Origin of the sequence: Streptomyces mashuensis (assembly GCF_014654785.1) — a bacterium.
GTDB lineage: Bacteria > Actinomycetota > Actinomycetes > Streptomycetales > Streptomycetaceae > Streptomyces > Streptomyces mashuensis.
Genome location: NZ_BNBD01000004.1, coordinates 70,737 through 85,596 on the forward strand (window position 1 = coordinate 70,737; position 14,860 = coordinate 85,596).

General features: G+C 75.7%; 10 protein-coding genes. 6 read left to right on the top strand and 4 right to left on the bottom strand.

Annotated features, from left to right (window positions below; genetic code table 11):
- Positions 1 to 105: 105 nt before the first annotated feature.
- Both IE305_RS12050 and IE305_RS12055 read left to right on the top strand, forming a co-directional pair.
- On the top strand, positions 106 to 621 hold the full coding sequence (locus tag IE305_RS12050) for an SSI family serine proteinase inhibitor (RefSeq protein WP_190129540.1): 516 nt from the start codon (positions 106 to 108) through the stop codon (positions 619 to 621).
- 210 nt (positions 622 to 831) lie between these two features.
- A complete protein-coding gene (locus IE305_RS12055; protein WP_190129541.1) occupies positions 832 to 6,240 on the top strand; it encodes a PAS domain-containing protein in 5,409 nt (1,802 codons plus the stop codon).
- Between the two features lie 9 nt (positions 6,241 to 6,249).
- Here IE305_RS12055 and IE305_RS12060 read toward each other — a convergent pair whose 3' ends face one another.
- Positions 6,250 to 6,876, bottom strand: coding sequence for a TetR/AcrR family transcriptional regulator (locus tag IE305_RS12060; protein WP_190129542.1), 627 nt, complete (start codon positions 6,874 to 6,876; stop codon positions 6,250 to 6,252).
- Positions 6,877 to 7,014: 138 nt separating this feature from the next.
- On the opposite strand from IE305_RS12060, the gene IE305_RS12065 reads away from it, so the two are divergent.
- Positions 7,015 to 8,283, top strand: a complete 1,269-nt coding sequence (locus IE305_RS12065) for an MFS transporter (RefSeq protein WP_190129543.1) — start codon at positions 7,015 to 7,017, stop codon at positions 8,281 to 8,283.
- Between the two features lie 75 nt (positions 8,284 to 8,358).
- On the opposite strand, the gene IE305_RS12070 is transcribed toward IE305_RS12065, so the two are convergent.
- A complete protein-coding gene (locus tag IE305_RS12070) occupies positions 8,359 to 10,017 on the bottom strand; it encodes a long-chain fatty acid--CoA ligase (RefSeq protein ID WP_190129544.1) in 1,659 nt (552 codons plus the stop codon).
- Positions 10,018 to 10,318: 301 nt separating this feature from the next.
- Here IE305_RS12070 and IE305_RS12075 point away from each other — a divergent pair, with 301 nt between their 5' ends.
- Together IE305_RS12075 and IE305_RS12080 are read left to right on the top strand one after the other, a co-directional pair.
- Positions 10,319 to 10,735 carry a YciI family protein gene (locus tag IE305_RS12075; RefSeq protein ID WP_190129545.1) on the top strand — a complete coding sequence of 139 codons (417 nt, stop codon included), beginning with the start codon at positions 10,319 to 10,321 and terminating at the stop codon, positions 10,733 to 10,735.
- A 22-nt stretch (positions 10,736 to 10,757) separates the two neighbouring features.
- Complete coding sequence (locus IE305_RS12080) at positions 10,758 to 11,927, top strand: RNA polymerase sigma factor (RefSeq protein WP_190129546.1); 1,170 nt, start codon at positions 10,758 to 10,760, stop codon at positions 11,925 to 11,927.
- 33 nt (positions 11,928 to 11,960) lie between these two features.
- Here the strand turns inward: IE305_RS12080 and IE305_RS12085 are convergent, their stop codons facing one another.
- Both IE305_RS12085 and IE305_RS12090 read right to left on the bottom strand, forming a co-directional pair.
- Entirely contained in the window at positions 11,961 to 12,920 is a 960-nt protein-coding gene (locus tag IE305_RS12085; protein ID WP_190129547.1) for an SGNH/GDSL hydrolase family protein, read from the bottom strand.
- A gap of 246 nt (positions 12,921 to 13,166) precedes the next feature.
- Complete coding sequence (locus IE305_RS12090) at positions 13,167 to 13,964, bottom strand: GGDEF domain-containing protein (protein WP_190129548.1); 798 nt, start codon at positions 13,962 to 13,964, stop codon at positions 13,167 to 13,169.
- Positions 13,965 to 14,394: 430 nt separating this feature from the next.
- Between IE305_RS12090 and IE305_RS12095 the strand changes: the two genes are divergently transcribed.
- Positions 14,395 to 14,721 carry a hypothetical protein gene (locus IE305_RS12095; protein ID WP_190129549.1) on the top strand — a complete coding sequence of 109 codons (327 nt, stop codon included), beginning with the start codon at positions 14,395 to 14,397 and terminating at the stop codon, positions 14,719 to 14,721.
- Positions 14,722 to 14,860 lie beyond the last annotated feature (139 nt).

Genomic DNA, 14,860 nt, shown 5'->3' on the forward strand with positions numbered 1-14,860 from the left:
GCAAAGGCGTTCCGGCGCGCAACGCAGGGCGCTCCGGCGCGTTACTCCCGGTGAAGGTCCGGCCGACCCCCGGCCCACCCGCCCCACGCACCCCGGGAGTACCGCATGCCGCTCCATCGTCCCGCCCTCGCCGCCGCAGTCGCGGCCGCAGCGCCGCTCCTGGCGCTGCTCGCCGGCTCCACCGCCGGCGCCGTGCCCGCCGCGCCCGTCGCCCCCATCCCGCTGGGCGGCGGCCCGGACGCCGGCGGCGACCACCTGCGGATCACGGTGACGGGCGCGGGCCCCGGCACCCGTACGTACGAGCTGCACTGCCACCCCGCCGGCGGCACCCACCCGCACGCGCAGGAAGCATGCGACCAGCTCGACCAGCAGACCCGGTGGGGCAAGGACCTGTTCGCGCCCGTACCGAAGAACCAGATGTGCACGATGCTCTACGGCGGCCCGGAGCGCGCCCACGTCTCCGGCACGTGGGCCGGCCGGCCGGTGAACACCGACTTCAAGCGGACGGACGGCTGCGAGACGGCCCGCTGGAACAAGGTGTCCAAGCTTTTCGGGGAGCCGTTCGGGCAGTCGAAGGGCTCGCCGAAGAAGCCGCAGGCGCATACGCGTCACGGGTGGTGAAAGCGTCCCCATGAAGGGGGACACGAGGGGCATGTCGGGCCTGCCCGGAGCGCCCTGAAGGGCCGCTCCGGACCGTCCCGCCACACGCGTCGACCGCCGTACCGCCCGCCACCGCAGCCCGTAGACTGCCCTCGATGACACGCCCCGGGGCGGCAGGAAACCGCCCGGAGCGGGTTGGCAAGGTGCGGTGAGCAGGGAGGAAGCGTCGTCGTGAGCAGCAGGCCATCCCGAGGCGCTGCTCGCCTCGCAGCCATACTCGACGCACTGCCCGACGCCCTGTTGCTGGTGAATTGCAACGGCACGGTCGTCAACGCCAACACCATCGCGCTGGAGACGTTCGAGGTGCCCGGCACCGGGCTGGTCGGGCGCGGCCTGCTGGACCTGCTGCCGGAGTTCGACTCGCGGCGCATCCCCGGCGGCATGCGGCCGCCGCGCGAGGACCCCGACGGCGGGCGCACGAAGCCGACCCGCATGATCGCCCGGCGGACGGACGGCACCCGCTTCCCCGTCGAGGTGACCAGCGCCAACCTGGAGGACGGCCGCACGCCGTACGCGGAGCCGCACGCCTCCTACACGGGTGACGAGCTGCTGATGCTCGTCGTCCGCGACCTGACCGGCACGCTCGACACCGAGGCCGAACTCGCCCGGCAGCAGCGCCAGACCGAGATGATCCTGCGCGCGGCGGCGGAAGGCGTCGTGGGCGTGGACACCGCCGGCAAGGTGGTCCTGGTCAACCCCTCGGCGGCCCAGATCCTCGGCTACCGCGCCAGTGACCTGGGCGGGCGCGAGCTGCACCCCCTCATCCACCACTCGCGGCCGGACGGCACGCCGTTCCCGTACGACGAGTCGCCCATCGCGGACACGCTGCGCTCCGGCCGCAAGCACCGGGTGCGCGGGCAGGTGCTGTGGGCGAAGGACGGGCGCGCGGTGCCGGTCGACCTGACGACGGCGCCGGTGCGGGACGGGGAACAGCTGGTCGGCGCGGTGATGACGTTCACCGACCGGCGCGCGTACGACGCGCTGGCCGCGCGCCACGCGCAGCTGCGGGCGGTGCTCGACACGGCGCTGCGCGGGCCGCTGGACGAACTCCGTGCGGAGCTCGGCACCCTGGCCGACGACCCGGCGGGCCAGCTGTGGCCGGAGGCGAACCAGATCCTGCACCACCTGGCCGCGGGCTACGGCCGGATGACCACCTTGATCGACAACGTGCTGGCGTACCAGCGGCTGGACGCGGGCGCGGACCGGCTGGAGCGCGAGAAGGTCTCGCTGGACGACGTGGTGGCGGCAGGCGTCGAAGCCGCGGTGGACCTGATCGGTCCGGGCCGGGCGCAGTTCGCGGTGCACGCGCCCGCCATCGAGGCCGAGGTCGACGGCAAGCGGCTGGCGCAGGCGCTGGCGCACCTGATCGCGGACGTGGCCGGGGTCGACGCGACGGGCAACGCGCGGCAGGTCCCCGCCTCGGGCGACTCGACGATCGTGGTGGCGGCGGCACAGCGCGGCGAGGTCGTGCGCATCGAGGTGCGGGGCCCGCACCCGGGCGGCGACCCGGTGCACGGCCCGCTCGTGCGCGGCGTGGTGCGGCGACACGGCGGCGTGGTGCAGACGCACGACGTGCCGGGCGCGTCGGGCGGCAAGGCGTACGTGCTGGAGGTGCCGGTGTCCGCGGAGGCGGGCCCGGTGCCGCCGCCGTCGGAACGCAGTGGCCCCGACACGGAGAACCTGACGACGGTCATGCCGATGCCGGCGCAGCGCGGCCGCGGCACGCACCCGGAGGGCACCGCGACCGGCCGCCGCCGCGGCCCGGCCCGCGAGGAGGAACCGCCGGCTTCGGCTTCGGCCGACGCGGTGCGGGTCCCGCAGCAGTCCACGGGTACGGGCGCGGGCACGGGCACGCCCACGGGGCGGCGCGCGCGCCGCGGCGCCGCGGAAGGGGAGCGTGCGGCTTTCGCGCTGCCGCCGGCGGAGGCGGACCGCGCGGACGGCGCAGCCGGCGCAGAAGGCGCGGACCGCGCCCCGACGGGCCGACGTGCACGCCGCGCGGCGGCGGTGGCGGAAGCGATGACGGAGGCGATGCCGGAGGGCGCGGGGCAGATCCCGGGCCAGCCGACGGGCCAGCCGACGCCGGAGGCGGACGCGGCGGTGGCGGCGGTGGCGCGTACGGCGTTCGCACTGCCACCGGCGGAGGCGGACCGCAGGCCGGAGGCTGCGGCGGGTGCGGGTGGTACGGCGGCGTTCTTGGCCGATGGGCCGCGGGGGGATGCGGGCGCGGGTGCCGGTGCGTCTGCGGGCGCGGGTGCGGGTGCGCCTGCGGGTGCGGGTGCACCGGCGGGCGCGGGCGGTACGGCGGCGTTCCTGGGCGACGGGCCGCAGCAGGACGCGGGGGCCGGTGCGTCTGCGGGCGCTCCGGACCGGGCGGCGTACGGCGGCATGGCGTCGTTCCTCGACAACGGTCGGGGGGAGCGCCCGACGGACGCTACCTCCGGCGGTGGCCCGGCGGCGTTCCCCGGTAACGGCCGCCACGGCGGCCCGACGGGTGCGACGCCTGACGGCGGCACTTCGGCGTTCCTCGACAACGGGCACGGCAACAGCCCGCAGGGCGGCACGTCGGCGTTCCTGGCGGACGCACCGCGGGGCCCCGAGGCCGGCCGGACGGTGAACGGCACGCCGAGTGCGGGCGGGCCGCAGGGCTCGTTCGCGGGTGCGCCCACGCGCCCGGAACGGGACGAGGCCAAGGGCGAGGGTGGCCCGCAGGGCCCGTTCGCGCTGGGCCCGGGCGGGGTCCCGCACGGCACGGCGGGCAACAACCCGACGGCTGCGGCCGGCTCGGGCGTACCGCACAGCGCCCCGACCGGCACGCCGACTGGCGGGGCGAGCCCGCAGGGCCCGTTCGTGGTCGGCCCCAACGGCGGAACGGACAACGGCACGGAGAGCCCGCAGGGCCCGTTCGCGATGGGCACCGGCGGGGCCCCGCACGGCACCGCGGGCAACAACCCGACGGCTTCGGCCGGCACCGGCGGCCCCCAGGGCGTACCGCACGGCGGGACGAACGGCGCACCCGCTGGCGGGGCGAGCCCGCAGGGCCCCTTCGCGATCGGCCCCGGTGGAGGCAACAACCCCACGGCTACGGCCGGCACGGCCGGCCCCCACGGCGTACCGAACGGCTCACCCACGGGCGGCGCGCGCCCGCAGGGCCCGTTCGCGGTCGGCCCGAACGACGGAACGGACAACGGCACGGAGAGCCCGCAGGGCCCCTTCGCGGTCGGCCCTGGCGGGGTCCCGCACGGCACCCCGGGCAACAACCCGGCGGCTACGGCCGGCACGAGCGGCCCCGTACCGCACAGCGCCCTGAACGGCGCGCCCGCTGGGGGCGCGGGCCCGCAGGGCCCGTTCGCGGTCGGCCCTGGCGGGGGCAACAACCCCACGGCTACGGCCGGCACGGGCGGCCCCCACGGCGCACCCACTGGCGGCGCGAGCCCGCAGGGTCCCTTCGCGGTCGGCCCCGGTGGGGGCAACGACCCCACGGGTACGCCGGGCACGGCCGGCCCCCGCGGCGGGGCGGGCAACGGTGCGGATGAGCCGCGCGGTCCGTTCGCCGTAGGCCCCGGCGGGGCGAACCCCGCGGGTACGCCCGGCACGGGTGGCCCGCAGGGCCCGTTCGCGGTGGGACCGGACGGAGCCCCGCATGCCGGTGCAGCCGGCAACGCTCCCGGCGCCACCAACACCCCGGCGGGCGCGCCCGCCGACGCCGGCCCCCACGGCCCGTTCGCGATCGGCCCCGGCGGGGCGAACGCCAACCAGACTCGTACACCCGGCACGGGCGCGGCCCAGGGCCAGTTCGCCGGCGGCACCAACGGCACACCGCACGGCGGACCGAGCACCAGCACCCCGGCCGGCGCACCCGCCGACAGCGACCCCCACGGCCCGTTCGCGATCGGCCCCGGCGGGGCGAACGCCAACCAGATCCGTACGCCGGGCACAGGCGCGCCCCAGGGCCCGTTCGCCGACGGCACCAACGGCACACCGCACGGCGGACCGAGCACCAGCACCCCGGCCGGCGCACCCGCCGACGGCGACCCCCAGGGACCGTTCGCGATCGGCCCCGGCGGGGCGAACGCCAACCAGACCCGTACGCCTGGCACGGGTGGCCCCCAAGGCCCGTTCGCCGTGGGACCGGACGGAGCACCGCACGCCGGTGCAGCCGGCAACGCTCCCGGCGCCCCCGTCAGCACCAACCACCCGGCCGGCGCACCCGCCGACGGCACCCCCCAGGGCCTGTACCGTGCGGATGGGCCCCACGGGCCGTTCGTCATGGATCCCGTGCACCCGGAGGCGGGCAACAGCCCCGCGGGCGTGCAGCAAGCAGTCGGCGCCGACGGTGCGGCCGGGTCGCGGGGCCCGTTCGCCATGGGCGGGGCCCCGGCGGACGGCGCCGCCCCGCACGACGCGGGCGTCCCCAACGGCGGCCCCCAGCCTCCCTTCGCCGGCGCCCCGGACGACGCCGGCTCCGCCGGCACCGGCACCGGGCGGCGGCGGGCCCGGCGGGCGTTGGCCGAGGAGCCCGGGGCCGCCTCGCGGGCGGGGGCGGCGAGTGCGCCGCGTCCCATCAGCGTGCGTACGCTCGGGCAGGGGCCCGGCGCCGGGGAGGCGCCCGCGGCCGGGTCGGGGCGGCGGCGCAAGCTCGCCAACCCCGCCGAGGGCGACCGGCAGCCGCAGCCGCAGCCGCAGCCGCACAGCTCCGCCCCCCGCCCGCACCCGCTCGGCGGGCCGGCCACCGAGGGGCGGGCGTTCACCGTCGGTGCGCCCGACGAGGGCGCGGAGGGGCCCGAGCCGCTCGACGGGCCCAACGGCGCGGTCGAGGTCGTCGAGACCGTGCGGCCGCCGATGGACGACGAGTTGCCGCCGGAGCCGCTCGACAACCCGCGGCGGCTGCTCGTGTGGCCGGCGCCGGACGAGTCGACCGAGCAGGCGCTCACCGAACGCGGCTACCGGCCCGTGCTCGTGCACTCGCGCGAGGAGGTCGATGCGCAGGTCGCCGCGTACCCGGCGGCGCTGTTCGTGGACCCGCTGACCGGCCCCATCACCCGTACCGCGCTCCAGTCGCTGCGCGAGGCGGCCGTCGCGGCCGAGGTGCCCGTGCTGGTGACGGCGGGCCTGGGGCACGCGACGCGTGAGGCCGCGTACGGCGCCGACCCTGCCGTACTGCTCAAGGCGCTCGCGCCGCGCGACAGCGAGATGCACCCGCCGCGGGTGCTGCTCGTCGAGGAGCACGAGCCGATCGCCAACGCGCTGACCGCCACGCTGGAGCGGCGCGGCATGCACGTGGTGTGCGGGGCGACGGACTCCGAGGCCGTGACGCTCGCGGCGCAGACGCGGCCCAACCTCGTCGTCATGGACCTGATGCAGGTGCGCCGCCGACGCGCCGGCATCGTGGACTGGCTGCGCGGCAACGGCTCGCTGAAGCGCACGCCGCTCGTCGTCTACACGTCCGCCGACATCGACCCGTCGCAGCTGCCGCGGCTCGCGTCGGGCGAGACGGTGCTGTTCCTCGCCGAGCGGTCGACGAGCGCGGAGGTGCAGAGCCGGATCGTGGACCTGCTGGCGAAGATCGGCACGAATTAGGCGGAACGATCAGGCCGTGGGGGCCGCGTCGCCTTCGGTACGGTCCTTGCCTTCCGTCCAGCCCGTCAGCCGGCGGGCCGCCGTGCGCACCGAGGCGTGCAGGCGTTCGCGGTCCTTCTCCTCCGTGCCGACGATGATGCGCATCATGTGCGGCTGCACGATCGGCCACGACGCCATCGCGATCATCAGGAAGAGCAGGTCGGGCGCGGGGATGGCGGAGTCGAGGGTGCCCTCTTCCTGGGCCTTCGCAAAGGCGGCGATCTTGCGGTCGTAGTGCTGCTGACGCTCGTCCTCGTGCGGGATGCCGCCGGAGCCGTACTCCAGGCCCTCCCAGTAGACGAGCCGGATCACCTCGGGGTGGGTGCGGTGGTAGTCCATGAGGCGGTCGATCCAGCCGACGGGGTCGTCCGCGTCGACGGGGTTGGCGGCGGCCAGCTCCATCAGCCGGGCCTCCATGACCTGGGAGAAGAGCTCGGCCTTGTTGCCGAAGTAGGCGTAGATCAGCTGTTTGTTCGCCCGTGCGGCCTGCGCGATGCGGTCGATGCGCGCGCCGGCGATGCCGTGCGCGGCGAACTCGGCGGTGGCCGCTTCGAAGATGCGGGCCTTGGTCGCCTCGGGGTCCCTGACTCCAGCCATGCGGAACAGGCTAACCAACTATTCGGTTGACAGAGTTCGGGTGCAGCGGGAATCTATCAACCAACCAGTTGGTTACCCACTCGCAGAACCGCCCATCCCGTCCCGCGCAGTCACCGCTCAGGGGGAGAGACCGACCGCATGAACGCCACCGCCCAACCGTCCACCGCACCGGCCCAGGCCACCGCCCAGGCCACCGGACCGGCCGCCCCCCAGCCCACCACCGGCGGCGGCGGTCGCGGCCTCCCGCCCCTCCTCCTCGGCGTCATCGCCCTCTGCACGGCGGTCACCGCGGCCAACATCTACCTCGCCGCGCCCCTCCTCGGCCTGATCGCCCGCGACCTCGGCGTCCCCGCCTCCGCCGCCGGCTGGATCGCCTCCGTCTCCCAGCTCGGCTACGCCCTCGGGCTCCTCGCCTTCGCCCCGCTCGGCGACACCGCCGACCGGCGCCGCCTCGTCGGCGGCCTCTCGCTGGTCGCCGCCGTGGCCCTCGTGGCCGCCGGGTTCGCGCCCGGGCTGCCCGCCCTGGCCGGCGCCGTGCTCGTGGCCTGCGCCGCCACCGTCGTACCCCAGCTGCTCGTACCGCTCGTCGCCGAGCGCGCCCCCGCCGACCGGCGCGGCCGGCACGTCTCCGCCGTCGTCGCCGGGCTGTTCACCGGCATCGTCGCCGCCCGCGTCATCGGCGGCCTCGCCGGGCAGGCGTTCGGCTGGCGCGCCGTCTTCCTGGGCGCGGCCGCGCTCACCGTCGCCGTCGGCGCCCTCACCGCGCTGATGCTCCCCGCCGAGACCCGCCCCCGCGCCAACGGCAGTGCCAACCCGCTGCGCGCCATCGCCGGCCTGCCGAAGCTGCTGGCCTCCTCCCCCGGGCTGCGGGCCGCCTGCCTGCGCCAGGGCGGGCTGTTCGGCGCCTGGAGCGCGCTGTGGACGACGCTGACCCTGCTGCTCACCACCGACGGCCCGTACCACCTGTCCCTCGGCACCGCCGGCCTGTTCGGCCTCTTCGGCCTGGTCTCCACCGTCGCCGGGCCCATATCCGGCGGCCTCATCGACCGCTTCGGCACGCTGCGCGTCGTCACCGTCGCGTACGGCCTGACGGCCGTCTCCGTACCGCTCTTCTGGCTGGGCGGGCACGCGCTGTGGGCGCTGTGCACGGCGGCCGTGCTCATCCACGCCGGCCTCATGTCCGGGCAGGTCGCCAACCAGACCCGCGCCCTCTCCGCGACCGACCGGCCGGCCGTCGCCAACACCGCGTACGTCGTGGCCGCGTTCATCGGCGGAGCCGCGGCCTCCGCCCTCGCCGGCCCCGCGTTCGACCACTGGGGCTGGAACGGCGTCTGCGGCATCGCCGTCGTCTGGGTCCTGGTGGGCTGGCTCGGCGGCCGGCTCGCCGACCGGCCCGCCACCGCGTAAGGCACAAGAACCCGTGGGGTGGGACCGCATCGGCGTCCCACCCCACGCGCACACCTGCCCTCGGACCGGCTGCCGTCAGGCCAGCGTCGTCACCACCAGCTCGCCGTCCGCGTACTGCCGGCGCAGCACCTTCTTGTCGAACTTCCCCACCGACGTCTTCGGCACCGCCTCGACCGCCGTCCAGCGCTCCGGCAGCTGCCAGCGCGCGATCCGCTCGCTGAGGAACGCCCGCAGGCCCGCGTAGTCGACGACCGCGCCGTCCCGCAGCACCACCGCCGCCAGCGGCCGCTCGCCCCACTTCTCGTCGGGCACGCCCACCACCGCGGCCTCCGCCACCTCCGGGTGCGCCATCAGGTGGTTCTCCAGCTCCACCGAGGAGATCCACTCACCACCCGACTTGATGACGTCCTTCGCACGGTCCGTCAGCGTCAGGTAGCCGTCCGGCGTGATCGTGCCGACGTCACCCGTGCGCAGCCAGCCGTCCTCGCTGAACTTGTCCGCGGGGCGCTGCGGCTCGCCGTCCGCTCCGCCGTGGTAGGCGCCGGCGATCCACGGCCCGCGCACCTCCAGCTCGCCCGCCGACTTCCCGTCCCACGGCAGGACGCGCCCGTCCGGGCCGACCAGCCGGGCGTCGACGGCCGGCCGCAGCCGGCCCTGCGTGATCCGGTACGGCCACGCCTCGTCGGCCTCCAGGCCGTGCGGCGGGTACGCGACCGAGCCCAGCGGCGACGTCTCCGTCATGCCCCACGCCTGGACGACCGTGAGGCCGTGCCGCTCCTCGAACGCCTTCATCAGCGCCGGCGGGCACGCCGAACCGCCGCTGACCACGGTCCGCAGCGACGAGACGTCGCGCGGCCGCGCGTCGAGCTCGGCCAGCAGGCCCTGCCAGATGGTGGGCACGCCGGCGGTGACGGTCGGGCGCTCCGCCGCGATCATGTCGGCGAGCGGCGCGGGCTGGAGGAAGCGGTCCGGCATCAGCAGCGAGGTGCCCGCCATGAACGCCGCGTAGGGCAGCCCCCACGCGTTCACGTGGAACATGGGCACGACCGGCAGACACGTCTCCGCCGCCGTCAGCCCGAACGCGTCCGGGTTGCACACGTCCATCGCGTGCAGGTACACCGAACGGTGGCTGTACACCACGCCCTTGGGCTCGCCGGTGGTGCCGGAGGTGTAGCAGAGCGCGGCGGCGGCCCGCTCGTCGAGCTCGGGCCACGGGTACGGGTCGCCGGGCTGCGCGGCGAGCAGCTCCTCGTACGCGTGCACCTGCACCTCCGGCCGGCGGCCCGCCAGCAGGGAGGTGTCGCCGGGGCCCGCGACGACGACGTGCTCGACGCAGTCGAGGTGCGGCAGCAGCGGGGCGAGCAGCGGCAGCAGGGAGCCGTTGACGAGGACGACACGGTCGGCGGCGTGCCGCACGATCCACGCGAGCTGCTCGGCGGGCAGGCGCAGGTTGAGCGTGTGCAGCACGGCGCCCATGGCGGGAATGCCGAGGTACGCCTCCATGTGGTCGCCGGTGTTCCACATGAGCGTGCCGACGGGGTCGCCCTCGCGCACGCCCAGGGCGCGCAGGGCGTGCGCGAGCCGGTGGGACCGCTCGCCGGTCTCGGCGAAGGTGCGCCGCTGGGGCTCCGCCTCCCCCGTCCAGGTCGTGACCCGGGAGCTGCTGTGCACCCGGGCGCCGTACGCCAGGATCCGGGTGACGGTCAGGGGTACGTCCTGCATCGTGCTCTGCACCTGGGGGCCTCCCATTTCGCGCGCCGTTGCGTGACGCGAGAGTCGTTCCCGGTGATTGTGGGGGCGTATCCCCCGGTAAGTCACTACCCCGGAGCGACCCGCACCGGTGAGATTGATCTTGATCGGCCGGTCCCCCGGACGAGCGGGAAGACGAGCAGGAAGACAAGCAGGAAAAAAATGGCCGGCGATTTCGGCCTGCCATGTCGAGAACCCACGTCCGGCTCCGTCCCCGAGGTGAAAGCGACCCCGCGCGACCACCACACGACCACAATGGGTCGTACGAGCACCGAGGAGAAGCACGATGGCCAAGTACCTGCTGCTGAAGCACTACCGTGGCGCCCCGGCTCCGGTGAACGACGTGCCGATGGACCAGTGGACGCCGGAGGAGATCTCCGCGCACGTGCAGTTCATGCACGACTTCGCGGCCCGGCTGGAGAAGACCGGCGAGTTCGTCGACGGGAACGCGCTCGCCCCCGACGGGATGTGGGTCCGCTACGACGGCGAGGGGCGCCCGCCGGTCACCGACGGGCCGTTCGCGGAGACGAAGGACCTCATCGCCGGCTGGATGATCATCGACGTGGACAGCCAGGAGCGGGCCGTCGAGCTGGCCGGCGAGCTGTCGGCCGCGCCGGGGGCCGGCGGCAAGCCGATCCACGAGTGGCTGGAGGTGCGCCCGTTCCTGGCCGAGACGCCCAGCACCACCGAGTGCCCCCATTGATGGCTCACTGAGGGGCGAGGAGATGGACGAGGTCCTGCTCCGGAGCCTCACGCCGGTCGTCCTCACCGTCCTCGTCCGCCGCGGAGCCGACTTCGCGGCGGCCGAGGACGCCGTGCAGGACGCCCTCGTCGAGGCGCTCCGGGTCTGGCCGGCCGACCCGCCACGGGACCCCAAGGGCTGGCTGATCACCGTGGCCTGGCGCAAGTTCCTCGACGCGACTCGTGCCGACGCCGCCCGCCGCCGGCGCGAGGACCGCGTCGAGGAGGAACCGGCGCCCGGCCCGGCGCCCGCCGTCGACGACACGCTCCAGCTGTACTTCCTGTGCGCCCACCCGTCGCTGTCCCCGGCGTCCGCGGTCGCGCTCACGCTGCGCGCCGTCGGCGGGCTCACCACACGCCAGATCGCCGCCGCCTGTCTCGTACCCGAGGCGACGATGGCACAGCGCATCAGCCGGGCCAAGCGCACCGTGTCCGACGTGCGGTTCGACCGGCCCGGTGACGTCGCCACCGTGCTGCGCGTCCTCTACCTCGTCTTCAACGAGGGCTACTCCGGCGACGTCGACCTCGCCGCCGAGGCCATCCGGCTCACCCGGCAGCTCGCGGCCGCCGTCGACCACCCCGAGGTGGCCGGGCTGCTCGCCCTCATGCTGCTGCACCACGCCCGCCGGGCCGCCCGGACCGCGCCCGACGGCAGCCTGGTGCCGCTCGCCGAGCAGGACCGCGGCCGGTGGGACACGGCGTTGATCGCCGAGGGCGTCGGCGTCCTGCAGGCGGCCCTCGCCCGCGACCGGCTGGGCGAGTTCCAGGCCCAGGCCGCCATCGCGGCGCTGCACGCCGACGCGCCCACCGCCGAGGAGACCGACTGGGTGCAGATCGTCGAGTGGTACGACGAACTCGCGCGCCTGACCGACAGCCCCGTCGTCCGCCTCAACCGCGCGGTCGCCGTCGGCGAGGCCGACGGGCCGCGCGCCGGCCTGGCGGCGCTCGCGGCGCTCGACGGCTCCCTGCCGCGCCACGCCGCCGTGGCGGCGTACCTCCACGAGCGCGACGGCGACCTGGCGACGGCGGCCCGGCTGTACGCCGAGGCGGCCCACAAGGCACCCAACCTCGCCGAACGCGATCACCTGACGCGCCAGGCCGCCCGGCTCAACGGCCGGCTCAAGACCCGCCGCAACGCCCGCCGGAACCCTTGACGGTCACCGGTGACGGTCACCGGCCGGGGTGACCTACCAGCGGGGCGTTCCCGGCCAGGAGGGGCCCAGGATCAGCGTGTTGACGACGGCCTCGGCCATGGCGCGTTCCCCCCGCGCGTTGGGGTGGAGCGGGGCGGCCGGGCGCACGTCGGGGCGCGTGGTCAGGCCCTCGACGTACCGGTCGGCGAACGGGCGGCAGGCGTCGTGCCCGGTCGTGGTGGCGTGCGTGTTGACGTACACGTCGCCGAGCGCCGTGGCCTGGCGGCGCAGCATCGCGTTGAGCCGGCGCAGGGCGCCGCGCAGGTACGGCTGGTCGCCGTCGGCGAGGCGCAGGGACGTGCGGCAGCCCTCGGTGTCGTCCCCGATGATCGCCGGGTAGCCGACGACGGCCACGCGTGCGTGCGGGGCCCGGCGGTGCACGGCGGTGAGCGCGGCGGTGATCCGCGGCGCGGCGGCCTCGATGCGCCGGTCGAGCTCGTCGGTGCCGCCGCGGTTGAACTCCCGCTGGCAGGGGTTGTCGCGCGGTACGGGGCCGCGGGGGTGGGCGCAGCGGGCGACGACGTCGGCGAGGCCGGCGTCGGCGGCGCCGATGCCGAGCGTGACGAGCGCGGTGTCGGGGGTCACGGCGTCCAGCTGGGCCGGGTTGCCGGTGCCGCGCTGGGCCTGCCACAGGTGGTCGGTGGTCGCGCCGGCGCAGCTGACGTCGGTGAAGCGCGCGAAGCCGAGCGTGCGGCGGACGAGGGCGGGGTAGTCGGCGTCGGACCGGTCGCAGCGCGCGTCGGCCTGGCGGGGGATGCCGGGGCCGGAGGTGTACGAGTCGCCGAGCGCCACGTAGCGGGCGGTGGGCGGCAGGGGGGCGGCCGCGCTGTCCGCGGCGGCGGACGCGGGCGCGACGACGGTCGCGGCGACGGCGGTGGCGACGGCCACGGACGTCAGGAGCCGGGTGTGACGCGTACGGGTGTGACGAGTACCGGTGTGACGAGTACGGGGCATGAGTCCTCCTCTGGGCGGGCTGGTGCTGCCTGGTCCTGCCGGTGGGGGCGGCTCACTCCGCGAGGCAGCCTGGCGAGGGGACGGGGGCGCGTCAATCGCACGTCCCGGATGGCGGGGACGTCTGACCGGATAACGGACGGAGGTCGTCCGGAGCGGGGGGCTTGACGGCGGCGGGGCGGAGACCGTACGCGCCCGGCGCGCGGGCGTACGGAGCGCCGCCGGTGGTGGTGCGGGAGGAGCGGGGCGTTACGAGGCGCGGCGGCGTGCCGGTTGCAGCAGGGTCAGGTGCGCGGCGGACTGGGCGGCGAGGCCGGCGCGGCGCGTGGGGCGGCGCGTGGGCCGGCCTGCGCGCCGGACGGCTGCGTCACGGCGTACGCCGGCAGGTACGTCGCTACGTACGTCGGTGCGGACCTCGGCGCGGACGTCTCCACGTACGTCGGCGCGCACCCCGGCACGCACCTCCGCCTCGGTGGTCGTACGGCCGGCCGGGCGCCAGGCGTCACCGGAGCGCTTGGCCGCGTACATCGCCTCGTCGGCGGCCCGCAGCAAGTCGGAGAGGCCCGCGCCCGGCATGGACGACGTGCGGCAGAGGCCGATCGAGGCGCGGGGGCGGAGCGTGACGCCACCGGCGTCGAGGGGCACGGACAGCCGGGCGGAGAGGTACGTCATCTCGGCGTCCGGGTCGGCGTCGGGGGCGAGCCGGACGAGCGCGGTGAACTCGTCCCCGCCCAGGCGGGCGGCGAACCCGCCGCGCTCCCGGGCCCAGGCGGCCAGCCGGCGCCCGACGGCCGCGATCACGCGGTCGCCCGCCTCGTGCCCGTGCGTGTCGTTGATCTGCTTGAAACCGTTGAGGTCGAGGAGGAGCACGGCGGCGTGCGGATGGCGGACGGCCCGCACGGCGCGGGCGGAGAACTCCTCGCGACGCATGAGGCCGGTGAGACGGTCGGTACGGGCGGTGCGGAGGCGACGGACGAGGTAGAGGGCGTGCGCGGCCCAGCCGAGCGTGGGAGCGGCGACGGGCAGGGCCTGGAGTATGAGGTTCATCGGGCACCTTCCTGCTGCTGAGGCGAATTCCCTTGGTGGGTGGGGTGGTTGGAGCTGTCGGGCCCGGTGTTGTCGGTGCTGCTGTTGTTGCTGTTGTTGCTGTTGTGACGACGGCCGGGCCGTCATGCAGGACGTCCCCGTTTCGGGCCGGCGCTTGACGCCGGGGCGCGGGCTGCCACGCCGCCCTGCCGAAACGGTTCATCGCCTGGGGGGCAAGGGGCCGGAGCGCGCGAAGTGGGGGCCGTTGCCTGCGCTTGTGGAGTGATGGGTGTTTAGGGGTGATACATCATGCTTGCGAGGGAATGGGGACAGACGGGGGGTTCGGTGGAGATTCGGTGGGCAATTCTGGAGGCACGACGTCGACACAGCGCCGGGACGGTCGGCCAACCCCCTGGCTCGGTCCAGTAGTTCCTTCTGCAAGGAGTTGACAATGGCAAGCACCCGCACTGCCGCCCGCGTCTTCGCCGCCCTCGCGGCCCTCCCGATGGTCGCGCTGCTCTTCGCCGGGTCCGCCCAGGCGGCCGACGACGGCTACGGCCAGCTGGCGAACCGCGGCAGCACGGCCGCCACCGCCGGCCTCGTCGGCAGCGGCGTCGGCGGGACCAACAACGGCAACGCGACGACCACCCAGCAGCAGGCCACGGGCGAGGGAGCCGCGAACCAGGCCAACACCGCCAGCGTCAACGGACCGGGCCACAGCGGCCATACGGCGATCTATCAGGAGAATGTGAGGATCACCTTCACGCGGATGTTCTGACACGCGGGGTTCCCCCGGTCCCGGGTGCCGCCCCCGCCCCCCACAGGGGCGGCACCGGGTGTGATGTGGTGAGAGTGGACAGGGTCGGTACGAAGCGCGCGGCGGCACTCCGGTGCCGCCGCGCGTCGTTGTGGGCGGC